At 70.4% G+C, this 24,024-nt stretch carries 22 protein-coding genes and 2 tRNA genes; 10 read left to right on the top strand and 14 right to left on the bottom strand.

Annotated features, from left to right (window positions below):
- Positions 1-65: 65 nt before the first annotated feature.
- Positions 66-1,037, top strand: coding sequence for a hypothetical protein (locus ACFY8W_RS28975; RefSeq protein WP_391111326.1), 972 nt, complete (start codon positions 66-68; stop codon positions 1,035-1,037).
- A gap of 110 nt (positions 1,038-1,147) precedes the next feature.
- On the opposite strand, the gene ACFY8W_RS28980 is transcribed toward ACFY8W_RS28975, so the two are convergent.
- The 6 genes from ACFY8W_RS28980 to ACFY8W_RS29005 all read right to left on the bottom strand — a co-directional run bounded on the left by ACFY8W_RS28980 (position 1,148) and on the right by ACFY8W_RS29005 (position 6,257).
- Positions 1,148-1,420, bottom strand: coding sequence for a hypothetical protein (locus tag ACFY8W_RS28980; protein ID WP_391111329.1), 273 nt, complete (start codon positions 1,418-1,420; stop codon positions 1,148-1,150).
- 170 nt (positions 1,421-1,590) lie between these two features.
- The gene (clpX, locus tag ACFY8W_RS28985; RefSeq protein ID WP_128980430.1) at positions 1,591-2,874 is read right to left on the bottom strand and encodes an ATP-dependent Clp protease ATP-binding subunit ClpX; all 1,284 of its coding nucleotides are present in this window, start codon (positions 2,872-2,874) and stop codon (positions 1,591-1,593) included.
- 156 nt (positions 2,875-3,030) lie between these two features.
- Entirely contained in the window at positions 3,031-3,693 is a 663-nt protein-coding gene (locus ACFY8W_RS28990; protein WP_391111332.1) for an ATP-dependent Clp protease proteolytic subunit, read from the bottom strand.
- Positions 3,694-3,755: 62 nt separating this feature from the next.
- Positions 3,756-4,373 (bottom strand): ATP-dependent Clp protease proteolytic subunit, encoded by a 618-nt coding sequence (locus ACFY8W_RS28995; protein ID WP_351182970.1) that lies wholly within the window; start codon positions 4,371-4,373, stop codon positions 3,756-3,758.
- A gap of 282 nt (positions 4,374-4,655) precedes the next feature.
- A complete protein-coding gene (tig, locus tag ACFY8W_RS29000) occupies positions 4,656-6,035 on the bottom strand; it encodes a trigger factor (protein ID WP_391111335.1) in 1,380 nt (459 codons plus the stop codon).
- A 145-nt stretch (positions 6,036-6,180) separates the two neighbouring features.
- Positions 6,181-6,257: transfer RNA gene (locus ACFY8W_RS29005), tRNA-Pro, on the bottom strand.
- Positions 6,258-6,387: 130 nt separating this feature from the next.
- On the opposite strand from ACFY8W_RS29005, the gene ACFY8W_RS29010 reads away from it, so the two are divergent.
- Both ACFY8W_RS29010 and ACFY8W_RS29015 read left to right on the top strand, forming a co-directional pair.
- Positions 6,388-6,458: transfer RNA gene (locus ACFY8W_RS29010), tRNA-Gly, on the top strand.
- A 164-nt stretch (positions 6,459-6,622) separates the two neighbouring features.
- The gene (locus ACFY8W_RS29015) at positions 6,623-7,039 is read left to right on the top strand and encodes an amphi-Trp domain-containing protein (protein ID WP_391111338.1); all 417 of its coding nucleotides are present in this window, start codon (positions 6,623-6,625) and stop codon (positions 7,037-7,039) included.
- Positions 7,040-7,051: 12 nt separating this feature from the next.
- Here ACFY8W_RS29015 and ACFY8W_RS29020 read toward each other — a convergent pair whose 3' ends face one another.
- From ACFY8W_RS29020 to ACFY8W_RS29030, 3 genes are all read right to left on the bottom strand, one after another.
- Entirely contained in the window at positions 7,052-7,246 is a 195-nt protein-coding gene (locus ACFY8W_RS29020) for a hypothetical protein (protein WP_384421666.1), read from the bottom strand.
- A gap of 160 nt (positions 7,247-7,406) precedes the next feature.
- Complete coding sequence (locus ACFY8W_RS29025) at positions 7,407-7,880, bottom strand: HD domain-containing protein (protein WP_391111341.1); 474 nt, start codon at positions 7,878-7,880, stop codon at positions 7,407-7,409.
- Between the two features lie 5 nt (positions 7,881-7,885).
- Entirely contained in the window at positions 7,886-9,031 is a 1,146-nt protein-coding gene (locus tag ACFY8W_RS29030) for a SpoIIE family protein phosphatase (RefSeq protein WP_391111343.1), read from the bottom strand.
- A gap of 107 nt (positions 9,032-9,138) precedes the next feature.
- Here ACFY8W_RS29030 and ACFY8W_RS29035 point away from each other — a divergent pair, with 107 nt between their 5' ends.
- Complete coding sequence (locus ACFY8W_RS29035) at positions 9,139-10,368, top strand: GNAT family N-acetyltransferase (RefSeq protein WP_391111346.1); 1,230 nt, start codon at positions 9,139-9,141, stop codon at positions 10,366-10,368.
- A 21-nt stretch (positions 10,369-10,389) separates the two neighbouring features.
- On the opposite strand, the gene ACFY8W_RS29040 is transcribed toward ACFY8W_RS29035, so the two are convergent.
- Positions 10,390-11,199: a DNA-formamidopyrimidine glycosylase family protein gene (locus ACFY8W_RS29040; protein WP_391111348.1), complete on the bottom strand. Its 810-nt coding sequence runs from the start codon at positions 11,197-11,199 to the stop codon at positions 10,390-10,392.
- Positions 11,199-11,693: a ribose-5-phosphate isomerase gene (locus ACFY8W_RS29045; protein ID WP_391111351.1), complete on the bottom strand. Its 495-nt coding sequence runs from the start codon at positions 11,691-11,693 to the stop codon at positions 11,199-11,201. The genes ACFY8W_RS29040 and ACFY8W_RS29045 overlap by 1 nt, the downstream gene beginning before the upstream one ends.
- A 205-nt stretch (positions 11,694-11,898) precedes the next feature.
- On the opposite strand from ACFY8W_RS29045, the gene ACFY8W_RS29050 reads away from it, so the two are divergent.
- Both ACFY8W_RS29050 and ACFY8W_RS29055 read left to right on the top strand, forming a co-directional pair.
- Complete coding sequence (locus ACFY8W_RS29050; protein WP_391111354.1) at positions 11,899-13,347, top strand: amino acid permease; 1,449 nt, start codon at positions 11,899-11,901, stop codon at positions 13,345-13,347.
- A gap of 80 nt (positions 13,348-13,427) precedes the next feature.
- The gene (locus tag ACFY8W_RS29055) at positions 13,428-14,030 is read left to right on the top strand and encodes an FAD-binding protein (RefSeq protein WP_391111357.1); all 603 of its coding nucleotides are present in this window, start codon (positions 13,428-13,430) and stop codon (positions 14,028-14,030) included.
- Here the strand turns inward: ACFY8W_RS29055 and ACFY8W_RS29060 are convergent.
- The gene (locus ACFY8W_RS29060; protein WP_391111360.1) at positions 13,966-14,559 is read right to left on the bottom strand and encodes a biotin transporter BioY; all 594 of its coding nucleotides are present in this window, start codon (positions 14,557-14,559) and stop codon (positions 13,966-13,968) included. The genes ACFY8W_RS29055 and ACFY8W_RS29060 overlap by 65 nt on opposite strands.
- Before the next feature lie 254 nt (positions 14,560-14,813).
- Here ACFY8W_RS29060 and ACFY8W_RS29065 point away from each other — a divergent pair, with 254 nt between their 5' ends.
- Entirely contained in the window at positions 14,814-16,262 is a 1,449-nt protein-coding gene (locus ACFY8W_RS29065) for an amino acid permease (RefSeq protein WP_391111363.1), read from the top strand.
- A gap of 114 nt (positions 16,263-16,376) precedes the next feature.
- Positions 16,377-17,819 carry an amino acid permease gene (locus tag ACFY8W_RS29070; RefSeq protein ID WP_391111366.1) on the top strand — a complete coding sequence of 481 codons (1,443 nt, stop codon included), beginning with the start codon at positions 16,377-16,379 and terminating at the stop codon, positions 17,817-17,819.
- Between the two features lie 6 nt (positions 17,820-17,825).
- Here the strand turns inward: ACFY8W_RS29070 and ACFY8W_RS29075 are convergent, their stop codons facing one another.
- Positions 17,826-19,625, bottom strand: a complete 1,800-nt coding sequence (locus ACFY8W_RS29075; protein WP_391111369.1) for a CAP domain-containing protein — start codon at positions 19,623-19,625, stop codon at positions 17,826-17,828.
- A gap of 213 nt (positions 19,626-19,838) precedes the next feature.
- Here ACFY8W_RS29075 and ACFY8W_RS29080 point away from each other — a divergent pair, with 213 nt between their 5' ends.
- Positions 19,839-20,483, top strand: a complete 645-nt coding sequence (locus ACFY8W_RS29080; protein WP_391111372.1) for a Fe-Mn family superoxide dismutase — start codon at positions 19,839-19,841, stop codon at positions 20,481-20,483.
- Positions 20,484-20,607: 124 nt separating this feature from the next.
- Here the strand turns inward: ACFY8W_RS29080 and ACFY8W_RS29085 are convergent, their stop codons facing one another.
- On the bottom strand, positions 20,608-21,243 hold the full coding sequence (locus ACFY8W_RS29085) for a DsbA family protein (RefSeq protein ID WP_391111375.1): 636 nt from the start codon (positions 21,241-21,243) through the stop codon (positions 20,608-20,610).
- A gap of 166 nt (positions 21,244-21,409) precedes the next feature.
- Between ACFY8W_RS29085 and pepN the strand changes: the two genes are divergently transcribed.
- Entirely contained in the window at positions 21,410-23,956 is a 2,547-nt protein-coding gene (gene pepN, locus ACFY8W_RS29090; protein WP_391111378.1) for an aminopeptidase N, read from the top strand.
- Positions 23,957-24,024: the final 68 nt, after the last annotated feature.

Below are 24,024 nucleotides of genomic sequence, written 5' to 3' on the forward strand. Positions count from 1 at the left end.
CGGCGGGGCACGGCTTCCGACAGGATGTTCGCTACGCATAAACATCCTGTGAGGGGAACCTGTCCATGAGCTACAACCAGCCGGGCCCGTACGGTGGCCAGCCGAACCCCTACGGCCAGCAGCCCGGCCCCTACGGCGGCCAGCCGAACCCTTACGGTCAGCCGCAGGCCCCGCAGCCGGGCTACGGCTACCCGCAGCAGGCCCCGCAGGGAGTCCCGCCGCAGCAGCCGTACGGCTACCCGCAGCAGCAGCCGCAGGCCCCCTACGGCCAGCCGCCCCAGCAGCCCCCGTACGGCGCCCCCCAGGGCCCCGGCGGCTACATGCCCCCGCCGCCCCCGGTCAAGAAGAGCAAGGCCGGCTGGATCATCGGCGGCATCGCGGTGGTGACGGCGATCGGTGTGGGCGCGTACTTCGTGTTCGGCGGGGGTGGCGCCGGCAACGGTGCCGTTGCCGATGACACCAAGGGCTACAAGCTGACCGCCCCGAACAGCGTCGGCGAGTACAAGAAGTCTCCGGACGCCTCGGGCAAGTCCACGACGCTGAACGACGAGCAGAAGGCGCGCGCCGAGGCGCTGGGCGTGAAGAACGCCGCCCAGACCTTCGGCCAGTACAAGAACAGCGCCGAGCCGCTCAAGGGCAAGCAGCTCAGCTTCAGTGGTCTGTACGGCGAGATCGCCGACCCGGAGAAGACGATCGACGCCTACTTCGCGAGCATCGGCAAGAACCCCGACGCCGAGAAGCTGGGCATGAAGTACGAACTCGTCGGCACCGCGGAGACGGTGGAGCCGTCGGGCTTCAAGGGCGCCCTGATGAAGTGCCAGAACGTGAAGATGACCAGTGAGAAGGAGTCGGGCTCGGCAGCGCTCGGACCCAAGTCGCTGGAGGCCCCGACCTGCATCTGGGCCGACTACTCGACGCTCGGCTCGGTCAACCTGATCGACCTGTCGACCATGATGACCGGCGGCGCCGCGCTGCCGCAGTCCGAGGTGGCCGACCTGGCGGCCAAGCTGTACAGCACCTCTCGCAGCAAGGCCTGATCGCACGGCCACCCCTGCCCGCCTCCGGGTGGGCGGGGGCGGTACCTCCGGCGGGGCGGGCGGACACGAACAGCCCGCGCCACCACGCTCGAGGCCGGGAGACTCGCCGGCTAGGCGGCCAGCGTGCAGGCCCTATTCGCGTGGGCAGTCTGGACGCCGATGGACACGAGGCCGCCAAGACACACGGTGTGCCCGGTCGGCACCTGAGCGCCCTTCCGGCAGGCCGCCTTCACCTTCGGACCGACCACGTATCCGGCGTTGCGCAGGTAGCTCTCGCACTGGGCAGGCGTCGCCTGTGCGGACGTCGCGGTCACGACCGGTAACACGACGGCAGCGGCAGTCAGGGTCGCTGCCGCGAGCAGCCGCTGGAATGTGGTGCCCATTTCGGTCTCTTCTCGAAATGACGCAGACGGATCGTCTGCACACGAGAACGAGATCATCAGGATGTTCGCCCGGCAATCAATCGGGGTGACTCCGTCCTGATTGCACCAGGTCTGGCGTCAAAACGCCTGTGCCCCGCCGGATGTCCGGCGGGGCACAGGCGTTTTCCAGCTCAGGCCGACTTCTCGTGCCTGCCGTCGTTCTTCACGATCCGCGGGACCAGCGTCGGGTTCACGTTGTCGCGGACCACGTCCGCCGTGATGACCACGCGGGCCACGTCCTTACGGGACGGGACCTCGTACATCACCGACTGGAGGACCTCCTCCATGATGGCGCGCAGGCCGCGCGCGCCGGTGCCGCGGAGGATGGCCTGGTCGGCGATGGCCTCCAGGGCCGGGCGGTCGAAGTCCAGCTCCACGCCGTCGAGTTCGAAGAGGCGCTGGTACTGCTTCACCAGCGCGTTGCGCGGCTCGACGAGGATCTTCAGGAGGGCTTCGCGGTCCAGGTTGTGGACCGAGGTGATGACGGGGAGACGGCCGATGAACTCGGGGATCATCCCGAACTTCACCAGGTCCTCCGGCATGACCTCCTGGAACTGGTCGCTCGCCTCGATCTCCCGCTTGGAGCGGATGGTCGCGCCGAAGCCGATGCCCTTGGCGCCGGCCCGCGACTCGATGATCTTCTCCAGGCCGGCGAAGGCGCCGCCCACGATGAAGAGCACGTTCGTCGTGTCGATCTGGATGAACTCCTGGTGCGGGTGCTTCCGGCCGCCCTGCGGCGGGACGGAGGCCGTCGTGCCTTCCAGGATCTTCAGGAGGGCCTGCTGCACGCCCTCGCCGCTCACGTCGCGCGTGATCGACGGGTTTTCGCTCTTACGGGCGACCTTGTCGATCTCGTCGATGTAGATGATGCCGGTCTCGGCCTTCTTGACGTCGTAGTCCGCGGCCTGGATCAGCTTGAGCAGGATGTTCTCGACGTCCTCGCCGACATAGCCCGCCTCCGTCAGCGCCGTCGCGTCGGCGATGGCGAACGGGACGTTCAGCATGCGGGCGAGCGTCTGGGCCAGGAGCGTCTTGCCGGACCCCGTGGGGCCGAGCAGCAGGATGTTGGACTTCGCCAGTTCGATGGCGTCGTCCCGGCCCTGCGCGCCGCCGTTCTCGCCGGCCTGGACGCGCTTGTAGTGGTTGTACACCGCGACCGAGAGGGCCTTCTTGGCCGGCTCCTGGCCGACCACGTAGCCCTCGAGGAACTCGTAGATCTCGCGGGGCTTGGGAAGCTCTTCCCAGCGCACCTCGCTCGTCTCCGCGAGCTCCTCCTCGATGATCTCGTTGCAGAGGTCGATGCACTCGTCGCAGATGTACACACCGGGGCCTGCGATGAGCTTCTTCACCTGCTTCTGGCTCTTTCCGCAGAACGAGCACTTGAGCAGATCGCCGCCATCACCGATGCGTGCCACGAGGTGCTTCCCCTTCGCCTGGGAGCGCTTGGTTCAGCGACTCCTGGTGCCTCATATTCGACGGTACCTTGCCGGGCCCCCCGTTCGGGCCCCCCTTGGCCCGGTTGGCATGGACGGGATTCGGCCATGCCCACCGGGGCGAGGGAAGGTCGAGCGTCAGGCTGCCGCGGCGGCCGTGCTCTTGCGGGTCGAGATGATCTGGTCGATCAGGCCGTACGCGAGGGCGTCCTCGGCGGTCAGGATCTTGTCGCGCTCGATGTCGTCGCGGATCTTCTCGATCGGGGTCGAGGAGTGCTTGGCCAGCATCTCCTCCAGCTGGCTGCGCATGCGCAGGATCTCGTTGGCCGCGATCTCCAGGTCGGAGAGCTGCTCACGGCCGGTGCCGCCGGAGGGCTGGTGGATCAGCACACGGGCGTTCGGCAGGGCCATCCGCTTGCCGGGGGTGCCGGCGGCGAGCAGCACGGCTGCGGCGGAGGCCGCCTGGCCCATGCAGACCGTCTGGATGTCCGGCTTCACGAACTGCATCGTGTCGTAGATCGCCGTGAGGGCGGTGAAGGAGCCGCCCGGGCTGTTGATGTAGATCGAGATGTCGCGGTCCGGGTCCATCGACTCCAGGCACAGCAGCTGCGCCATGACGTCGTTGGCCGAGGCGTCGTCGATCTGCACGCCGAGGAAGATCACGCGCTCCTCGAAGAGCTTCGCGTACGGGTCGTACTCGCGGATGCCCTGCGAGGTGCGCTCGACGAAGCGCGGCACGACGTAGCGGTTGTCCACCTGCGGGCCGCTGTAGAGGCCGCTCGCGGAGAAGTTCGGGGTCATGGGGCTGTTCACCATCCTGAGGGCGATCGTGGGCTGGGGGCGCTGGAGCGGGCTGCCGGGGCTCAGGCGCCCGTGCCGCCGCCGCCCGGGACACCCGCGGCGTGGGTGATGATGTCGTCGATGAGGCCGTACTCCTTGGCCTCTTCCGCGGTGAACCAGCGGTCACGGTCGCCGTCGCGGATGATCGTCTCGACGGTCTGGCCGGAGTGGTGCGCGGTGATCTCGGCCATGCGCTTCTTCGTACGGAGAAGGTACTCGGCCTGGATCTTGATGTCCGAGGCGGTGCCGCCGATGCCGGCGGAGCCCTGGTGCATCAGGATGTCGGTGTTCGGCAGCGCGAAGCGCTTGCCGGGGGTGCCGGCGGTGAGCAGGAACTGGCCCATGGAGGCCGCCATGCCCATACCGATGGTGACGACGTCGTTCGGGATGAACTGCATGGTGTCGTAGACCGCCATGCCGGCCGTCACCGAGCCGCCGGGGCTGTTGATGTAGAGGTAGATGTCCTTCTCCGGCTCGGCGGCCAGGAGGAGCATCTGTGCGGTGATCTTGTTGGCGATGTCGTCGTCGACCTGCTGGCCGAGGAAGATGATGCGCTCGCCGAGCAGCCGGTTGTAGACATGGTCGCCGAGGCCGCCACCGATGGACGGCTCACCCGCGGCGTAAGGCTTCAGATTCGTCACGTATCCACCTGCTCGTCTCCGACGGCCACGGGCCGTCTCGCGTCTCGTTCTGAGGGCAGTGCCCTCGTATTCATGGACCCTAACGCGCAGGTGGGACAACGCCATCCCGCTTCCCGAACTGTTCGCTGGGAGCGCAAGGTAGTTGGGCGCGCATAAACGGGTCACGAGCGGGTCCCCGGAGGGATCCCGGGACGTCCACGGGCCCGGCGCACTGCTGTGCGTCCGGGCCCGTGGCGCGTGGTTCAACGCGAGGCCTGGGCCTCCCGGTGAGCCTGGTGGGGCTTACTTCTCCTCGGAGACCTCGGCCTCGCCGGTGACGGCCTCGACCGTCTCGGTGGCCTGCTCCTCGTCCTCGTCGGACAGGTCCACCACGTTGCCGTTGGTGTCGACGACCTTGGCGGCCTCGACGACGACCGCGAGGGCCTTGCCGCGGGCGACCTCGCCGACCAGCATCGGCACCTGGCCGCCCTGGACGACGGCCTGGGCGAACTGGTCGGGGGACATGCCGGAGGAGGCGGCGCGGCGCATGAGGTGCTCGGTGAGCTCCTCCTGGTCCACGTTCAGCTGCTCCTTGGAGACCAGCTCGTCGAGCAGGAACTGGGTCTTGATGCCCTTGACCGCCTGCTCCTTGGTCTCGGCCTCGAACTCCTCGACCGTCTTGCCCTGGAACTCCAGGTACTTCTCGAGGGTCAGGCCCATCTGGCCGAGCTGGTGGTGCTCCAGGTTGTGCTTGCGGGTCTGGATCTCGTCCTCGAGCAGCTTCTCGGGAACGGGGATCTCCGCGATCTCCAGGAACTTCTCCAGGACGCGCTCCTGGGCCTGGGTGGCCTGGTCGAACTGCTTCATGTTCTCGAGGCGCTTGCGGCTGTCGGCCTTGAGCTCGTCGAGGGTGTCGAACTCGGACGCCATCTGCGCGAACTCGTCGTCGAGCTCGGGGAGCTCACGGGCGGCGACGGCGGTGACCTTGACGGTGACCTCGGCCTCCTTGCCCGCGGCGGAGCCGCCCTTCAGCTCGGAGGTGAAGGTGGCCTCGCCGCCGGCCTCCAGGCCGGTGACGGCGGCGTCGATGCCGTCGAGCAGCTCGCCGGAGCCGATGGTGTACGAGACACCGCTGGCGATGCCGTCGGGCAGGACCTCGCCGTCGACCTTGGCCTCGAGGTCGATGGTGACGACGTCACCCTCGGCGGCGGCGCGCTCGACCGGGTTGGTGGAGGCGAAGCGCTCGCGCAGCTGCTCCACGGACTTCTCGATGTCCTCGTCGGTGACCTCGACGGCGTCGACCTCGACCTCGATGCCGGAGTAGTCCGGGATCTCGATGGCCGGGCGGATGTCGACCTCGGCGGTGAAGGCCAGCAGCTCGCCGTCCTTCAGCTCGGTGATGTCGACCTCGGGCTGGCCCAGCGGGTTGACCTCGGCCTCGTTGACCGCCTCGGTGTACAGCTTCGGGAGCGCGTCGTTGACGGCCTCCTCAAGGACGGCACCGCGGCCGAAGCGCTGGTCGATGACGCGCGCGGGGATCTTGCCCTTGCGGAAGCCCTTGACCGTGACCTGCTGGTTGATCTTCTTGTACGCCGCGTCGAGGCTGTCCTTGAGCTCCTCGAAGGGCACCTCGACAGTGAGCCGAACCCGGGTCGGGTTCAGGGTCTCCACGGCGCTCTTCACGGTTCGGTCTCCTTGTGGCTGATTCCTGGTTTCCGGCGGCGCCGCCCGTGGCGGTTCCGGCCGATCGGCCCGGTCAGAGAGACACACGGGCACGCAGCTTGCATAGTAGCCGCAAGCGGCTTGCGCCCCACAACGTGATCTTGGCTGGTCGGGGTGGCGGGATTTGAACCCACGGCCTTCCGCTCCCAAAGCGGACGCGCTACCAAGCTGCGCCACACCCCGTCGGTGCGACACGTAGGGTACATGGACGGGGACGGTGCGACGCCCCCTCTTCCAAGGGGCGTGCGAGCACCCGCCAGGACCGGCTACGATGGCGTCCGTGCCGCGGCCCTGGCCTGCGGCGCACTGCTGTGCGGGCGTAGCTCAATGGTAGAGCACTAGTCTTCCAAACTAGCTACGCGGGTTCGATTCCCGTCGCCCGCTCTTCACGGCCCGGGGCCGGGCCGGAGACACGTTCTCCGGCCCGGCCCCGAGGCGTTTCCGGGACCTTTTGCGGGGACCTTCGGGGCACCGGAGAATGAGCGCTGTCCGCTTTGTCTGCAGTTGCCCCTTTGTCTGCAGTCGCTCCTGGCGCACCGGAGGTACTCATGAAGGACCTGAAGTTCGAGCAGAAGCGCTCGCTCTCCCGTACCGAGGCGGCCGATCAGCTCTCGGCGCTCGCCGACGCGCTCAGGGAGGGCGGGGAGGCGGAGCTCGAACTGGGCGCGGGCACGCTGAGCCTGCGCATCCCGGACGAGCTGCGCAGCGAGCTGGAGTTCGAGGTCGGCGACGGGGAGTTCGAGCTGGAGATCGAGCTCAAGTGGCCGACGGGCCGGCCCCGCAGGACGAACGCCGAGCCCGCGGCGGCACCGGCCGCGAAGACGACGGATGCGCCGGAGGCGGCGGACACGGCGGAGGCAGCACAGCCGGCGAGGACGGCGAAGGCGCCGGCCAAGAAGACGGCGCGGAAGACGGCCGCGAAGACGTCGCGGAGCCGCAAGCGCGCCACCGCCAAGCCGGCGTGACCGCGACCGGGCTCAGAACTTGATGGAGCCGATCGTCTGCGTTATGGAGTCCAGGAAGCGCTGGATGTCGTCGGCCATGCCCGTGGAGGCGAGGAAGAAGCCGAAGAGGACCGCGACGACGGCCGGACCGGCCTTCAGGTTTCCGCCACGGATCAGCACCACCAGGATGATCGCCAAAAGCAGCACCACGGACAGTGAAATGGCCACAACTGATCACACCCTCGGTCGGTCCCGCCCTTGCCGCCGGGGAGCGCACGTCACAGAACACCCCCGCCGCATCTATCGTGCCACCAACTTCCTGCCCAGCGCGGCCGGGTGACGAATCGTCGACGTAAGGATCGAGCCAACGTGACGAAATCCGTCCTGATCATTTCCCTGTGGTGAGCCCCAACAGGGTCCGCATCCGGGCGTACTTGGCGGTCAGCCGCTCCCCCGTCGCCGCGTCGAGTGCGGCGAGGCGGGCCGGATCGGCGTTGTGGGCGAGGTCGGACTCCTTGACCAGCAGGGCGCCGGGGGTGGCCAGAATGCGACGGGCGTAGTCCTCGGGCGGCTCGCCGGCCCGTTTGGTGAGCGCGCGCACCATCGCCTTGACCTCGTCCGGCAGCGCGGCCTCCGCGAGCCACCGCTCGGACAGGGCCTCGTCCTCGACGGCGTCGTGCAGCCACCCGGCCGCGATCTGCGCCTCGCTCCCGCCCCTGGCGCGCACGCCCTCGGCGACGGCCCGCAGGTGCTCGCCGTAGGGCCGGCCCGCCTTGTCGGTCTGCCCGGCGTGGGCGGCGAGGGCGACGGCCTCGACCTCGGCCGGCGTGAGGTACGGGCCCGGGTGCGGGGTGTGGGTCACGGCGGCTACCCCTTGCGGCTGATCAGGAGGAGGGCACGGTCGTCGTTGACGTCCTTGGCGCAGGCTTCGATGAGGTGCCAGGCGGCGCCCTCGAAGCCGCCGCCGATGTGGCGGTCGGCCTCGCCGGTGAGGCGGTCGATGCCCTCGGCGATGTCCCGCTCGGCGCTCTCGACGAGGCCGTCGGTGAAGAGCATCAGGACGTCGCCGGGGCGCAAAGCGCCCTTGACCGGGTGGAACTCGGCACCGTCGTACACACCGAGGAGCGGCCCTTCGGCGGCCTTCTCCTCCCAGCGGCCGGTGCCCGCGTGCAGCTGGAGCGCGGGCAGATGGCCGGCGGAGAGCAGCTCGTAGTCGCCGGACTCCAGGTCCAGGACGAGGTGGACGGAGGTGGCGAAGCCCTCGTCCCAGTCCTGGCGCAGCAGATAGCCGTTGGCGGCGGGCAGGAAGCCGTGCGGCGGCAGCGAACCGAGCAGGCCGCCGAAGGCGCCGGAGAGGAGCAGCGCGCGGGAGCCCGCGTCCATGCCCTTGCCGGACACGTCGGTGAGCACGACCTCGAGGGTGCGTCCGCCGTTCGTGCGGGCGGCGACGACGAAGTCGCCGGAGAAGGACTGGCCGCCGGCCGGACGCAGCGCCATCTCGCGGTGCCAGCCGGCCGGGAGGCGGGGCAGCGCGCTCTGCACCCGGATGCGTTCGCGCAGGTCGAAGAGCATGGTGCCGCCGCGCCGCCAGGGCACGCCGACGCGGGCCCGGAACTGGGCGATGAGCAGCCCGAACAGGCCGCAGGCCGCGACGACCAGGACGGTGCCGGGGGTGACGCGGGCGGGACCCTCGGAGTACGGACCGAGGACGAGCGACTCGACGATGAGCCCGCCGGCGGCCGCCGCGTACAGGCCGAGGAGGCTGGCGGGCCGCAGCAGCAGTCCGCCGGCGACGATCGGCAGGACGAGGGCGACGGGCGAGCACCACACGGGGTTCATGAGGGTGCCGAGGACGATGGCGGGGACGGTCAGGAGGAGGCCGGCCAGGGCGATCCAGTCGGAGCCGTCGCCGCGGAAGTAGTCGACTCCGCTCCGGCGCAGCGCGACGCGGGCCCGGCGGGCGCTCCTGCGCATCCGGGCCGCGTACGAGTCGAGCACTCCGCGACGTCCCATTGGCCTGGACCCTATCCACCCCGCCGGAGCTCGTGCAGGGGGACCCAGGTGACAACGTGTGCGAAATCGGGTCGCGACGGGCGGCGGGGCGCTGATATCGATGGCATATGACGACTGAACTGCGGGTGCTCGACCCTGCCGATTGGGACAACTGGTACGGCGTACTCGAACTAGCGTTCGGCGGTGTTCCGGAATCGGACGAGGAGCGCAAGCTCTGGCAGGAGCTGACCGAGCACGAGCGGTCCATCGGGGCGTGGGACGGCGACCGCTGCGTCGGTACGGCGAGCGCCTTCACGTTCCGCCTCTCGGTGCCCGGCGGGAACGTGCTGCCGGCGGCGGGCGTCACCATGGTGAGCGTGGCCGGGACCCACCGGCGGCGCGGGATCCTCACGTCGATGATGCGGCGCCAGCTGGAGGACGTACGGAGCTGGGGCGAGCCGGTCGCGGTCCTGACGGCCTCGGAGCCGGAGATCTACGGGCGGTTCGGGTACGGCGTGGCCGCGTACTCGACGCACGCGACGATCGACACCACCCGGGTGCGGCTCACCGTGCCGGAGGGCACGGACCAGGTGGCGCTGCGGCACACCACGCCGGCCGAGGCGCTGGACGCCATGGAGGCGCTGTACGCGCGGACCGTGCGGTCCCGGCCGGGGATGCTGGAGCGCCGCCCCGGCTGGGAGCGGCTGGCCCTCCTCGACCCTCCCGGCGAACGGGAGGGCGCCTCGCCGCTGCAGTGCGTCCTCGCGGAACGGGACGGCGAGGTCGTCGGGTACGCGCTGTACGCGGTCAAGCCGGAGTGGTCCTACGCGGGTTCGGACGGCTCGGTCTCGATGCACCAGCTGACGGGGCTCGACCCGGCGGCGGAGGCGGCGCTGTGGCGGTTCCTGTGCTCGGTGGACCTGACCGCGCGGGTCCGCATGCGCAGCCGGCCGGTGGACGACGCCTGGCAGCACCTGGTCTCGGACGTCCGGCGCTGCGAGCCGACGCTGCGGGACGGGCTGCACGTGCGGCTCGTGGACGTCGGCGCGGCGCTCGCGGCGCGCGCCTACCAGGCCCCGGTGGACCTGGTCTTCGAGGTCGAGGACGCGTTCTGTCCCTGGAACGAAGGGCGTTGGCGGCTGACCGGGGACGCGAAGGGCGCCCGCTGCGCGCCCACCGACGACGCCGCCGACCTCACCCTGTCCGTACGGGAGTTGGGCGCGGCGTACCTGGGCGGGGTGTCGCTGGTGTCGCTGGCCGCGGCGGGCCGGGTGCGGGAGCTGCGCGAGGGCGCGCTCGTCGAGGCGTCGGTGGCGTTCGGGTCACCGGTGGCGCCGTGGCTGCCGCACGGGTTCTAGGACGGGCCCTGGCCGCACGGGCTAGGCCTGCTGGCAGCCCGGGCACCAGAAGAGGTTGCGGTGGGCGAGGTCCGCCGTGCGGATCCCGCTGCCGCAGACGTGGCAGGGCTGCTGGGCCCGGCGGTAGACGTAGACCTCGCCGCCGTGGTCGTCGACGCGCGGCGGGCGGCCCATCGCCTCGGGCGTGTGCTCGGGGCGGACGGTGTCGATGCGGTTCAGGCGCACGCCCTCGCGCATCAGCGCGACCAGGTCGTCCCAGATCGCGCGCCACTCCCGCTCCGTCAGGTCCCTGCCCGCGCGGTACGGGTCGATGCCGTGGCGGAAGAGGACCTCGGCGCGGTAGACGTTGCCGACGCCCGCGACGATCTTCTGGTCCATGAGGAGCGCGGCGATCGTGGTGCGGGACTTCGAGATCCGCCGCCAGGCGCGCGCCGGGTCGTCGCCGTCCCTGAGGGGGTCCGGGCCGAGCCGGTCGTGTATGGACCGCTTCTCGGCGTCGGTGATCAGCGTGCAGGTCGTCGGGCCGCGCAGGTCGACGTACGACTCCGCGTCGGCGAGCCGCAGCCGGACCGTGTCCGTGGGCGGCGGCGCGGGGGCGTCGCCGAAGTTCACCTTGCCGAAGAGGCCGAGGTGGATGTGGACCCATTCCTCGCCCGGGAAGCCCAGGAAGAGGTGCTTGCCGTGGGCCTCGGTGCGGGCGAGCACCGTGCCGTCGAGGAGCGCGGCGGAGTCGGCGAACTTGCCCTGCGGGCTGGAGACGCGCACGGGCCGGCCGCCGAACCGTTCCCGGTAGTCGGCGGCCAGCCGGTGGATGGTGTGCCCTTCGGGCATCAGGCGGTGGGCTCCTGCGGGTGGTGGGCCGGGATCGGCGGGAGCTCGCCGGTGGTCTCGTACGCGCTGAGCATGTCGATGCGGCGGGTGTGGCGCTCGTCACCGGAGTACGGGGTGCTCAGGAAGATCTCGACGAACTTGGTCGCCTCTTCCTCGGAGTGCATGCGGGCGCCGACGGCGACCACGTTGGCGTTGTTGTGCTCACGGCCGAGCGCGGCGGTCTGCTCGCTCCACGCGAGGGCGGCACGGACGCCCTTGACCTTGTTGGCGGCGATCTGCTCGCCGTTGCCGGAACCGCCGATCACGATGCCGAGGCTGCCCTCGTCGGCGGCCGTCTTCTCGGCGGCGCGCAGGCAGAACGGCGGGTAGTCGTCCTGGGCGTCGTAGATGTGGGGACCGCAGTCGACAGCCTCGTGGCCGTGGGCCTTCAGCCACTCGACGAGGTGGTTCTTGAGTTCGTAGCCGGCATGGTCGGAGCCGAGGTAGACGCGCATGTTCCGAGTGTGGCACGGGCGGAGCCGGGTAGCGGTCATCGGGGTCGGGACCTCTGTCACGGCCGTCGGGGACCTTGGTCCCGCCTGGTCCGGACCTTATGTCCTGAATCACGATCCGGAATCAGCTCTTCCGTACTGCCGGGTCACCCGGTTTCATTGCTCCAGCTCGCGACCCGAGCATGCCCCCATACCGAAGGAAGCGTTCATGAACACGCAGCCGACCCTGGCAAAGGAAGGCGGCGCCACCGGAAACCCCGGTGAAGTCCAGCCCGACGGAGCCAACGGCCTGAAGGCCGGGCTGAAGAACCGCCACCTGTCGATGATCGCCATCGGCGGTGTCATCGGTGCCGGCCTCTTCGTCGGCTCCGGCTCCGGCATCGCCGCGGCCGGTCCCGCCATCCTCCTCTCCTACGCACTCGTCGGCGCGATGGTCGTCTTCGTGATGCGGATGCTGGGCGAGATGGCCGCCGCCCGCCCCTCCTCCGGCTCCTTCTCCGCCTACGCCGACCAGGCGCTCGGCCGCTGGGCCGGCTTCACCATCGGCTGGCTGTACTGGTTCTTCTGGGTGGTCGTGCTGGCCGTCGAGGCGACCGCGGGTGCGGTGATCCTGGAGAGCTGGATCCCGGCCGTGCCGCAGTGGGCCTGGGCCCTCATCGTGATGGTGGTGCTCACCGCGACCAACCTCGGCTCCGTCGCCTCGTACGGCGAGTTCGAGTTCTGGTTCGCCGGCATCAAGGTCGTCGCCATCGCCGCCTTCGTCGTCATCGGCTTCCTCGCCGTCTTCGGCGTGCTGCCGGGCTCGGACAACCCGGGCGCGGGCTTCGCGCACCTCACCGACGCCGGGGGATTCTTCCCGATGGGCGCGGGCGCGATCCTCACCGGTGTGCTGATGGTCGTCTTCTCCTTCATGGGCAGCGAGATCGTCACCCTGGCCGCCGGCGAGTCCGAGGACCCGCAGCGTGCCGTCACCAAGGCCACCAACAGCGTGATCTGGCGGATCGGCGTCTTCTACCTGGGCTCGATCTTCGTCGTCCTCACCCTGCTGCCGTGGAACGACAAGTCGATCACCGAGAAGGGCTCGTACGTCGCCGCCCTCGACTCCATCGGCATCCCGGCCGCCGGCCAGATCATGAACGTGATCGTGCTGACCGCCGTCCTGTCCTGCCTGAACTCGGGCCTCTACACCGCCTCCCGCATGGCCTTCTCGCTCGGCCAGCGCGGTGACGCGCCCAAGGCCTTCGCCCGCACCAACGCCCGTGGCGTCCCGGTGACGGCGATCCTCGCCTCGGTCGTCTTCGGCTTCGTGGCGGTCTTCTTCAACTACTGGCGGCCGGACGACGTCTTCGCCTTCCTGCTGAACTCCTCGGGTGCGGTCGCGCTCTTCGTCTGGCTGGTCATCTGCCTGACCCAGCTGCGGATGCGCAAGATCATCCTGCGCGAGTCCCCGGAGAAGCTGGTCGTGAAGATGTGGCTCTTCCCGTACCTGACCTGGGCCACCGCCGCCATGATCGTCTTCGTCCTCGGCTACATGGTCTACGACGGCGGCAGCAACCGTGAGCAGGTCGTGCTCTCGCTGCTCGTCGCGGCGCTGGTGCTCGCGATCGGCATCGTGAAGGACCGGATCCAGAAGCCCTCGGAGATCGAGAAGATCTGACTCCATACCTGACGGAACCTGTCAGGTATCGGCGAAAGGCTCTCCGTACACCGACCACCTCGGGAACGGAGAGCCTTTCCATGTCCACGCACGACCGGTTGACCGGCTTCCGGACCGCCTTCCCCGTCCGCCCCGACCGGCACGTCGAGGCCACCGGGCCCGACGGCGTCCGCGCCGCCGTCCGGTACGCGGCCGAGCACGGCCTCGCCGTCGCCGTGCAGTCCACCGGTCACGGGCGCGGCGGGCCCGTCGAGGGCGGACTGCTCGTCGACACCCGGAGGATGGACGAGAACCACCCGGGCGGGGCGCTCGCCGCGGAACCGGCGGTGCCGAACTCCGTGCCGTACCGCGGGGCGGGCTGGCTCGTACGCGCCCTGCACCCGCTCGACGCGGCCGGCCCGGCGCCGGTGCGGGAGCTGCACGCGCGCGTGCAGCGGGTGCTCGCCCCGCGCACGGTGGGGCGCGCCGTGAACTTCGTCTTCGGCGACCGGGAGCGCACGGCCGGCCCGTACGACTCGGCGACGGCGAAGAGGCTCGCCGCGGTCAAGTCGGAACTCGACCCGGCGAGCCTCTTCGGGGCCTTCGGGAAAAGCGGGCGGGCTCGGCCCTCCGTCGGGCTCAGCCCCTGCGGCCGAGCAGCTTCCAGGCGGTCGGCAGGGCACCCATCGCGAGCGCGGCCTTGAGGGCGTCGCCGATGAGGAACGGCGTCAGGCCCGCGGCGACGGCCTGGCCGAGGGACATGCCGGTGGCGAGCGCCAGGTACGGCACGCCGACCGCGTAGATGACCGCCGAGCCGAGCACCATCGTGCCGGCCGTGCGGAGCACCGAGCGGTCGGCGCCGCGGCGGGCGAGGGCGCCGACGACGGTCGCGGCGAGCAGCATGCCGAGGATGTAGCCGAAGGACGGCATGGACCAGCCGGAGGAGGCCTGGGCGAACCACGGCACGCCCGCCATGCCGGCGACGGCGTACAGGGCGAGGGAGAGGAAGCCGCGGCGGGCGCCGAGCGAGGTGCCGACCAGCAGTGCGGCAAAGGTCTGGCCGGAGACCGGGACCGGCGAGCCCGGAACGGGCACGGACAGCTGGGCCGCGAGGCCGGTGAGCGCGGCGCCGCCGACGACGAGCGCGAGGTCGCGGACGCGGCTGGACGGGATCAGGTCGGCGAGGACCGTCCCGGAGCGGAGGGGACGGACGGGGGCGGCAGCGGTGCTCATCGGTACTCCGCGGAACGAGGGGACAAGGGGACGGCTCGACCGTATGCCAGGAGCGAGCGGCCGATCACCATCAGCCGCCCACAAAGCGGAGGTTGAGCCCTTCGTCGAGATCAAACAAAGCCCGCGATCCATGCCTCCCGCCACGTGACGCTTGTCACTGGGCACTCTTGCCCAGTGGTCCCTTTTGCGCCAGGCGTCGGTCACCAGACAGACTGTGGGGTCCCCATAAACCGTCCGAGAGCGCGAGCCCCCACATGCACGACTCCCCGCCCGCCCCTCAGCCCTCCCTCGCCGCCGAACCCGAGCCGCTCTCCCACGGGCTGAAACAGCGTCATCTGACGATGCTGGGGCTCGGCGGTGTGATCGGCGCGGGGCTCTTCGTCGGCTCGGGCGCGGGCATCGCGGTGGCGGGGCCGGGGATCGTCGTCTCGTATCTGCTCGCGGGCGCGCTCGCGATGCTGGTGATGCGGATGCTGGGCGAGATGTCGGCGGCGATGCCCGCCTCCGGCGCCTTCTCGGTGCACGCGGAGCGGGCGCTCGGCCGCTGGGCGGGCTTCTCGGTGGGCTGGCTGTACTGGTTCCTGCTGGTGGTGGTGCTCGCGGTGGAGGCGACGGGCGCGGCCCGGATCGCGCACGGCTGGGTGCCGGGCGTCCCACAGTGGGGCTGGGTCCTCGTCTTCATGCTGGTGTTCACGGCGGCCAACCTGGCGGCGGTGAAGAACTTCGGCGAGTTCGAGTTCTGGTTCGCGGCGCTGAAGGTCGGCGCGATCGTGCTCTTCCTGGTGCTCGGCGTGCTCGCGATCGCCGGCCTGCTGCCGGACACCGACCCGGTGGGCCTGACCAATCTGACCGGCCAGGGCGGCTTCCTGCCCAACGGCTGGGCAGGGGTGGTCTCCGGCGTCCTCGCCGTCGTCTTCGCCTTCGGCGGCCTGGAGGTCGTGACCATCGCGGCGGCCGAGTCGGACGACCCGGCGCGCAACGTGGCACGGGCGGTGCGCAGCGCCGTGTGGCGCATCCTCTTCTTCTACGTGGGCTCGATGCTGGTGATCGTGACCCTGCTGCCGTGGACCGCGATGAAGCCGGGCGAGTCGCCGTACGTGGCGGTCCTGGACGCGATCGGCGTGCCGGCGGCCGGGCAGATCATGAACGCGGTGGTGTTCGTGGCGCTGCTCTCGGCGCTGAACGCCAACCTCTACGGCTCCTCCCGGATGGTGTTCTCGCTGGCCGAGCGCGGTGAGGCACCGAAGGGACTGCTCAGGGTCTCCGGCGGCGGGGTGCCGCGGCGGGCGGTGCTGGCGTCGGTGGCCTTCGGCTTCGTCTCCGTACTGCTCAATCTGAAGTGGCCGGATTCCGTCTTCCTCTACATGCTGAACGCCGTCGGCGCTGTGCTGCTGTTCGTGTGGGCGCTGATCGCGGTGTCCCAACTGCGGCTGCGGCGCCGGATCGAGCGGGAGGCGCCGGAGACGCTGTCGCTGCGGATGTGGGGCTTCCCGTGGCTGACCTGGGTGGCACTCGCCGCGATGGCGGCGGTGCTCGTGCTGATGCTGGTGGACGACGCGGCGCGGCCGCAGGTGCTGTGGTCGGCCGGGGCGACGGCGGCGGTGCTGGTGGTGGCGTGGGTGCGGGAGCTGCGCGGCCGCTCCCCGCGTGACCCCTCCCTGCACGGCCCCTCCCTGCACGGCCCCTCCACAAAGCGGAGCTGAACGTTCACCTTGTGTGAAGCTCGTGCCCGTATAGCGGACATCTGTTCCCTGTGAGCGGTGCGGGCCCACAGACTGTGGGCCACCTCCCCGTCTCACCTCATGAACAGGTTGCCCATGTCCCGGACCACCGCGCCCGCGCCGGCCGACCGCAAGGACGGCGGGAGTGCTCCTGCCGGGGGCCTGTCCCACGGCCTCAAGCAGCGCCATCTCTCGATGATCGCCCTCGGCGGCGTCATCGGTGCCGGCCTCTTCGTCGGCTCCGGCGCCGGCATCGCCGCGGCCGGCCCGTCGATCGTCCTCGCGTACGCGATCTCCGGCGTGCTCGTCATGCTGGTGATGCGGATGCTCGGCGAGATGTCGGCGGCGAACCCGGCCTCGGGCTCCTTCTCCGTCCACGCCGAGCGCGCCTTCGGCCCGTGGGCCGGTTTCACCGCGGGCTGGGCCTTCTGGTTCCTGCTCTGCGTGGCCGTCGGCCTGGAGGGCATCGGGGCGGCGAAGATCATGACCGGCTGGTTCCCCGGGACTCCGGAGTGGGCCTGGGTGGCCCTGTTCATGGTGGTGTTCTGCGGCACGAACCTGGCGGCGGTGAAGAACTTCGGCGAGTTCGAGTTCTGGTTCGCCGCGCTGAAGGTCGGCGCGATCGTCCTCTTCCTCGGCATCGGCGTGGCCGCCATCGTCGGCGTCCTGCCCGGCACCGAGGCCCCCGGCACGGCGAACCTCACCGGTGACGGCGGCTTCTTCCCGCACGGCTCCGAGGGCCTGATCGTCGGCCTGCTCGCCTCCGTCTTCGCGTACGGCGGCCTGGAGACCGTCACCATCGCCGCGGCCGAGTCCGAGCACCCGGTGCAGGGCGTCGCCAAGGCCGTCCGCACGGCGATGTGGCGCATCGCGCTCTTCTACATCGGCTCGATGGCGGTCATCGTCACCCTCGTGCCGTGGGACGACAAGGCGGTCGTCGAGAAGGGCCCGTACGTCGCCGCCCTCGACCACCTGGGCATCCCGGCCGCCGGCCAGATCATGAACGTGGTCGTCCTGGTCGCCCTGCTCTCGGCGATGAACGCCAACATCTACGGCGCCTCCCGCATGGCCGGCTCGCTGGTCGCCCGCGGCCAGGGCCCGCAGGCGCTCGGCCGCACCTTCGGCGGCGTGCCGCGCCCCGCGGTCCTGGTCTCCTCGGTCGTCGGCTTCGGCTGTGTGCTGCTGAGCTACTGGTCGCCGGACAAGGCCTTCATCTGGCTGCTCAACACCATCGGCGCGATCATCCTGGTCGTCTGGTTCTTCATCGCGGCCTCGCAGCTGGTGCTGCGCCGCCGCACCGAGCGCGAGGCGCCCGAGAAGCTGGTCGTGAAGATGTGGCTCTTCCCCGGCCTGACCTGGGTGGCGCTGGCCGGCATGGCGACGGTCTTCTTCCTGATGGCCCGCGAGGAGGGCACCCGGATCCAGCTGTACTCGACGGGCGCCCTGACGCTGGTGCTCGCCGTGGTCGGCTTCGCGCTGCAGAAGGCGCGCGGGACCGCTGCCGCGACGGCGAACGAGCCGGCGGCCGAGGAGGCCTGACCCCGCTCACTGGGAGAACACCCGGTTCGCCGGGGCGTCCCAGAAGAGGTGCTTGATGGCGCCGTCGTCGCTGCGGTAGAAGACGTGCTGCTGGTTCGGCCACACCAAGGTGGCCGGATCGTCGGTGGCGTCGGCGGCGACCCGGCCCATCCGGCTCCAGTCCTCCGCGAACACCCGGTTCTGACCCGCGTCCCAGAACAGGTGCCCGATGGCGCCGCTCGTGCTCCGGTAGAAGACGTGCTGCTGACCCGGCCACACCATCGTGGCCGGGTTCCCGGCGACGTCAGCGGCGGCCCCGGCCTTCCGGCTCCAGTCGTCGGCGTAGACCCGGTTCTGACTCGCGTCCCAGAACAGGTGCCTGACGGTCCCGGCCGTGCTGCGGTAGAAGACGTGCTGCTGGTTCGGCGTCACCATCGTCGCGGGATCCCCGGCGACATCAGCCGCCACACCGGCCTTCTGACTCCAGTCCTCCGCGAACACCCGGTTCGCCGAGGCGTCCCAGAACAGGTGCCTGACGGTCCCGGCCGTACTGCGGTAGAAGACGTGCTGCTGGTTCGGCGTCACCATCGTCGCGGGATCCCCGGCGACATCAGCCGCCACACCGGCCTTCTGACTCCAGTCCTCCGCGAACACCCGGTTCGCCGAGGCGTCCCAGAACAGGTGCCTGACGGTCCCCGCCGTGCTGCGGTAGAAGACGTGCTGCTGGTTCGGCGTCACCATCGTCGCGGGATCCCCGGCGACATCAGCCGCCACACCGGCCTTCTGACTCCAGTCCTCCGCGAACACCCGGTTCAGATTCGCGTCCCAGAACAGGTGCCTGACAGTCCCCGCCGTACTCCGGTAGAAGACGTGCTGCTGACCCGGCCACACCATCGTCGCGGGGTTCCCGGCGACGTCAGCGGCGGCCCCGGCCTTCCGGCTCCAGTCGTCGGCGAACACCCGGTTCGCCGAGGCGTCCCAGAACAGGTGCTTGATGGCGCCGTCCTCGCTCCGGTAGAAGACGTGCTGCTGGTTCGGCGTCACCATGGTGGCAGGGTCCCCGACGGCGTCCGTGGCGACCTGCGCCCGTGCGTTCCAGCTGCCCGCCGGAGCCACGACCTCGCCTCCGGGCGGGATGGCCCGCTCCCCGGTCCGGTTGCCCGCGGGGGCGTACCGGCAGACCAGGATCCAGCCGGTGTTGCCCGACACCGGGACGCCCTCCTTCACGCCGCACCCGATCGTGGTGGTGGGTGAGGCGGAGGACATCCACACCATCTGGGAGTAGTGGCCCCACACGCGGTAGTTGGTGCCGTCGACGGGCGCGTTGCCGTCGGCGTCGAACGCCGCCTTCTCGGCCGTCCAGCTGTAGTGCACCGCCGGGTCCACCGCGACCAGCGGGCGCGCCGGGCCGGGGTAGGAGTTGAGCAGGTTCTCGCCCTCGCGGCCCCGGTCCTCGAAGCCGCTGTGGTGCAGTGTCCCGCCCGCGCTGGACGCGGGGCCGTCGGCCCAGGCCTGCGCGTCGCAGGCGAGCTTGGGATCCCAGCTGACGGAGACCACGGGAAGTCCCGGGTGGTACTTCTCGACCGCCTCCCGGCGCGCTTCGTTGTGGGCGCGGACGAGACCCTCCGCGTCGGCGGCGCTGACCCGTGAGCCGGTGCCGGGCGGCGCCTGGGGCGTGGGGCACAGAGCCGACCTCGTGACGGACGCCGGGGCGGTGGCGGCTTCGGCAGCGACGGCCGCGGCGCCGGCCGACGCCGCCGGCCCCGGGGCCATGAGGACGAGACCGCAGACGACCGCGGTCGCTGCGGCGAAGGGACTGGGCTTCATCGGACACCCCGACGGGACGTGAGGGGGACCCGGCGCGCAGACTCCGCTCCCCGAACGCGATCCGTCAGGCGCCGGACGATGACCCCATCGTCACCCATTCGGCGCAGATCTTCCCGTCCGGAGATCAACCACTTCACTGATGCAGGTGCTGATAGCCTGCACTTGCATATAGGTTGCAATAAGCAGTCGGTCGAAGGGCTAAGGGTTCGGCGCATGGCGATCTACACACTTCCGGAGCTGCCGTACGACTACGCGGCACTGGAGCCGGTGATCAATCCGCAGATCATCGAGCTGCACCACGACAAGCACCACGCGGCCTACGTGAAGGGTGCGAACGACACCCTGGAACAGCTGGCGGAGGCCCGCGACAAGGAGCAGTGGGGAAGCATCAACGGGCTCGAGAAGAGCCTGGCCTTCCATCTCTCCGGGCACATCCTGCACAGCATCTACTGGAACAACATGAACAGCCCGAAGGACGGAGGCGGCGGTGAGCCGCTGGCCGCCGACGGGGTCGGCGAGCTCGCCGACGCGATCACCGAGTCCTTCGGCTCCTTCGCCGGGTTCAAGGCCCAGCTCACCAAGGCCGCCGCGACCACCCAGGGCTCCGGGTGGGGCGTCCTCGCGTACGAGCCGATCAGCGGCCGCCTGATCGTCGAGCAGGTCTACGACCACCAGGGCAACGTCGGCCAGGGCTCGGTCCCGGTCCTCGTCTTCGACGCCTGGGAGCACGCCTTCTACCTGCAGTACAAGAACCAGAAGGTCGACTTCATCGACGCCATGTGGCAGGTCGTCAACTGGCAGGACGTGCAGAAGCGCTACGCCGACGCGAAGGGCCGCACCCCGCTGATCGGCATCTGAGGAACTCCTGCTCGTGATCGTCTTCTCAACCTTCACCGGGCAGGCGGAAAAGAGGACGGCCCCCGCGGTGGGCACCCCCTCTTGGGGCGAACCGCGGGGGCCGTCCGCATGTGCGGAAGCGGGCCTACTCGAAGCTCGGCGCCGCCGTCCGCGTGCGCTTGATCTCGTAGAAGCCCGGCGTCGACGCGACGAGCAGCGTGCCGTCCCACAGCCGGGCGGCGGCCTCGCCGCGCGGAGTCGGGGTGACGACCGGGCCGAAGAAGGCGACCTCGTCGCCGTCCGGGCCGGGTACGGAGATCACCGGGGTGCCGACGTCCTGGCCGACCTTGTCTATGCCCTCCTTGTGGGAGGCGCGCAGCTCGGTGTCGTACGTGTCCTTGTCCGCGTAGTCGACGAGCTCGGCCGGCAGGCCGACCTCGGCGAGCGCGGCGGCGATCGCCTCGCGGGTCGGGCCCTCGCCGTCGTTGTGGAAGCGGGTGCCGAGCGCCGTGTAGAGCTTGCCGACGACCTCGTCGCCGTGCAGCTGCTGGGCGGCGATCACCACGCGCACCGGGCCCCAGGCCTTGGTCTCGAGCATCTCGCGGTACTCCGGCGGCACCTCGTCGAGGCGGTTCTCGTTCAGCACCGCCAGGCTCATCACCTTCCAGCTGACGTCGACCGGACGCACCTTCTCGACCTCCAGCATCCAGCGGGAGGTCATCCAGGCCCAGGGGCACAGCGGGTCGAAGAAGAACTCGGCGGTGGTCCTGCTCTCGGACATGTGACTCCTCGGAAAGGGCCTCGGAACGGGCTGGGGAACGGGCGGGGCAAGGTGTTGCGCCGGAAAGGCGCAACACCGGGAGCTCCGGCGGCATTCCCCCGTACCTCGCGTCATCGGCACATGGCAGGATCGGTGCTGTTTTGATGGCGTCACGAAGGAGTGCCCCGTGCCCGGTGAGAATCTGTCCCGCGACGAGGCCCGCGAGCGGGCCGAGCTGCTGTCCGTCGACGGGTACGAGGTCTATCTCGACCTGCGGTCGGCGGTCGGCGAGTCCGGGGAGGGCGTGCGCACGTTCCGCTCGGTGACCACGATCCGTTTCCGCCGCACCGGCACCGGCGACGCCACCTTCGTCGACCTGATCGCCCCTTCGGTGAACGCGGTCACGCTCAACGGCCGCGAGCTCGACCCGGCGGTCGTCTTCGACGGCTCGCGGATCGCGGTCGACGGCCTCGCCGACGAGAACGTGCTGGTCGTCGACGCGCAGTGCGCCTACAGCCGCACCGGCGAGGGCATGCACCGCTTCGTCGACCCGGAGGACGGCGAGGTCTACCTCTACACGCAGTACGAGCCCGCCGACGCCCGCCGCGTCTTCGCGGACTTCGAGCAGCCCGACCTCAAGGCGCCGTACCGCTTCGCGGTGGACGCCCCCGAGGGCTGGACGGTCTGGTCGAACGGCGCCGGCGAGCAGGACGCCGAGGGCCGCTGGACGTTCGCCGAGACGGCACCGATCTCCTCGTACATCACCTGCGTGGTGGCCGGGCCGTACCACTACGTCACGGACACCTACAAGCGTGGCGACATCGAGATCCCGCTGGGCGCGATGTGCCGCAAGGGCCTCGCGAAGCACTTCGACGCGGACGACGTCTTCCTGATCACGAAGCAGGGCTTCGACTTCTTCCACGACAACTTCGACTACCCGTACCCCTTCGGGAAGTACGACCAGGCCTTCGTGCCCGAGTACAACCTCGGCGCCATGGAGAACCCGGGCATGGTCACCTTCCGCGAGGAGTACATCTACCGCGGCAAGGTGACGCAGGCGGCGTACGAGCGCCGGGCCAACGTGATCCTGCACGAGATGGCCCACATGTGGTTCGGCGACCTGGTCACCATGGTGTGGTGGGACGACCTGTGGCTGAAGGAGTCCTTCGCCGACTTCATGGGCTCCTTCTCGCTCGCCGAGGCGACCCGCTTCACCAACAGCTGGGTGACCTTCGCCAACAACCGCAAGGCCTGGGCGTACCGCGCCGACCAGCTGCCCTCCACCCACCCGATCACGGCCGACATCCGTGACCTGGAGGACGCCAAGCTCAACTTCGACGGCATCACCTACGCCAAGGGCGCGTCGGTGCTGAAGCAGCTCGTGGCGTACGCGGGCCGGGACGCGTTCCTCGAGGGCGCGCGCCGCTACTTCAAGCGCCACGCGTACGGCAACACGCGCCTCGCGGACCTGCTGACCGTCCTGGAGGAGACCTCCGGCCGGGACATGAAGGCCTGGGCGAAGTCCTGGCTGCAGACCTCCGGCGTCAACACCCTCACGCCGGTCGTCACCTACGACGCCGAGGGCCGGATCACCGAGCTCGCCGTCCTCCAGGAGGGTGGAGAGCTCCGTCCGCACCGCGCCGCCGTCGGCCTCTACCGCGTCTCGGGCGGCGAGCTCGTGCGGTACGCGCGCGTGGAGGCGGACATCACGGGCGCGAGCACGGTCGTGGCCGAGCTCGCGGGTGCCGAGAAGCCGGACCTGGTCCTGGTCAACGACGACGACCTCACCTACTGCAAGATCCGCTTCGACGAGGGCTCGCTCGCCACCCTGCGCGCCCACCTCGGCGACATCACCGACCCGCTGGCCCGTGCCCTGTGCTGGTCGGCGCTGTGGAACCTGACCCGCGACGGGCTGATGCCGGCCCGCGACTTCGTGCGGATCGCGCTGGACTTCGCGGGCCGCGAGACGGACATCGGCGTCCTGCAGATGGTGCACGCCTGGGCTCAGTCGGCCGTCACCCACTACGCGGCGCCGGACTGGCGACCGGAGGGCGGGCGGCTGCTCGCCGAGGGCGGGCTGCGCGAGCTGCGGCTCGCCGAGCCGGGCAGCGAGCACCAGCTGACCTGGGCGCGCTTCTTCGCGGCCGTCGCGTCCTCCGAGGCCGACCTCCAGCTCCTGGAGGGCCTGCTCGACGGCTCGGCCGCGATCGACGGCCTCGACGTGGAGCAGGAGCTGCGCTGGGCGTTCCTGGAGCCGCTGGCCACGCACGGCCGCGCCGACGAGGCCCGAATCGGCGCGGAGCTGTCCCGCGACGACACCGCGACCGGCAAGCGGCACCAGGTGCGCTGCCTGGCGGCCCGGCCGTCGGCCGCGGTCAAGGCGCAGGCCTGGGCGCAGGTCGTCGAGTCGGACGCGCTGTCGAACGCCCTGGTGGAGGCGACGATCGCGGGCTTCGTGCGGCCCTCGCAGCGCGAGCTGATCGCCCCGTACGCGGAGAAGTACTTCGCGGTGATCGAGCGGATCTGGGCGGAGCGGTCCATCCAGATCGGCATGGACGTGGTGCGCGGTCTGTTCCCGGGGCTCCAGGACCGGCCGGAGACGCTGGACGCGACCGACGCCTGGCTGGCCGAGCACGCCGACGCCGCCCCGGCGCTGCGCCGTCTCGTCCTGGAGTCGCGGGACGACCTGGCGCGGGCGCTGCGGGCGCAGGAGTGCGACGGGCGCGCCGTCTGACCTCCGGCGTGACCTCGTAGGACACCAGCGGCCCCCGGCGGAGACCTCCGCCGGGGGCCGCGGCGCGT

Origin of the sequence: Streptomyces sp. NPDC012637 (genome assembly GCF_042954805.1) — a bacterium.
Classification (GTDB): Bacteria; Actinomycetota; Actinomycetes; order Streptomycetales; family Streptomycetaceae; genus Streptomyces.

Bases quoted from the DNA above. Each gene is read 5' to 3' on its own strand.
- ACFY8W_RS29050 (WP_391111354.1), top strand. From the start codon at position 11,899: ATGAACACGCAGCCGACCCTGGCAAAGGAAGGCGGCGCCACCGGAAAC.
- ACFY8W_RS29060 (WP_391111360.1), bottom strand. From the start codon at position 14,559: ATGAGCACCGCTGCCGCCCCCGTCCGTCCCCTCCGCTCCGGGACGGTC.
- ACFY8W_RS29080 (WP_391111372.1), top strand. From the start codon at position 19,839: ATGGCGATCTACACACTTCCGGAGCTGCCGTACGACTACGCGGCACTG.
- ACFY8W_RS28980 (WP_391111329.1), bottom strand. From the start codon at position 1,420: ATGGGCACCACATTCCAGCGGCTGCTCGCGGCAGCGACCCTGACTGCC.
- ACFY8W_RS29030 (WP_391111343.1), bottom strand. From the start codon at position 9,031: ATGGGACGTCGCGGAGTGCTCGACTCGTACGCGGCCCGGATGCGCAGG.
- ACFY8W_RS29085 (WP_391111375.1), bottom strand. From the start codon at position 21,243: ATGTCCGAGAGCAGGACCACCGCCGAGTTCTTCTTCGACCCGCTGTGC.
- ACFY8W_RS29075 (WP_391111369.1), bottom strand. From the start codon at position 19,625: ATGAAGCCCAGTCCCTTCGCCGCAGCGACCGCGGTCGTCTGCGGTCTC.
- ACFY8W_RS29035 (WP_391111346.1), top strand. From the start codon at position 9,139: ATGACGACTGAACTGCGGGTGCTCGACCCTGCCGATTGGGACAACTGG.
- ACFY8W_RS28990 (WP_391111332.1), bottom strand. From the start codon at position 3,693: ATGACCCCGAACTTCTCCGCGAGCGGCCTCTACAGCGGCCCGCAGGTG.
- ACFY8W_RS29015 (WP_391111338.1), top strand. From the start codon at position 6,623: ATGAAGGACCTGAAGTTCGAGCAGAAGCGCTCGCTCTCCCGTACCGAG.
- ACFY8W_RS29070 (WP_391111366.1), top strand. From the start codon at position 16,377: ATGTCCCGGACCACCGCGCCCGCGCCGGCCGACCGCAAGGACGGCGGG.
- ACFY8W_RS29045 (WP_391111351.1), bottom strand. From the start codon at position 11,693: ATGCGCGTCTACCTCGGCTCCGACCATGCCGGCTACGAACTCAAGAAC.
- ACFY8W_RS29055 (WP_391111357.1), top strand. From the start codon at position 13,428: ATGTCCACGCACGACCGGTTGACCGGCTTCCGGACCGCCTTCCCCGTC.
- ACFY8W_RS28975 (WP_391111326.1), top strand. From the start codon at position 66: ATGAGCTACAACCAGCCGGGCCCGTACGGTGGCCAGCCGAACCCCTAC.
- ACFY8W_RS29065 (WP_391111363.1), top strand. From the start codon at position 14,814: ATGCACGACTCCCCGCCCGCCCCTCAGCCCTCCCTCGCCGCCGAACCC.
- ACFY8W_RS29040 (WP_391111348.1), bottom strand. From the start codon at position 11,199: ATGCCCGAAGGGCACACCATCCACCGGCTGGCCGCCGACTACCGGGAA.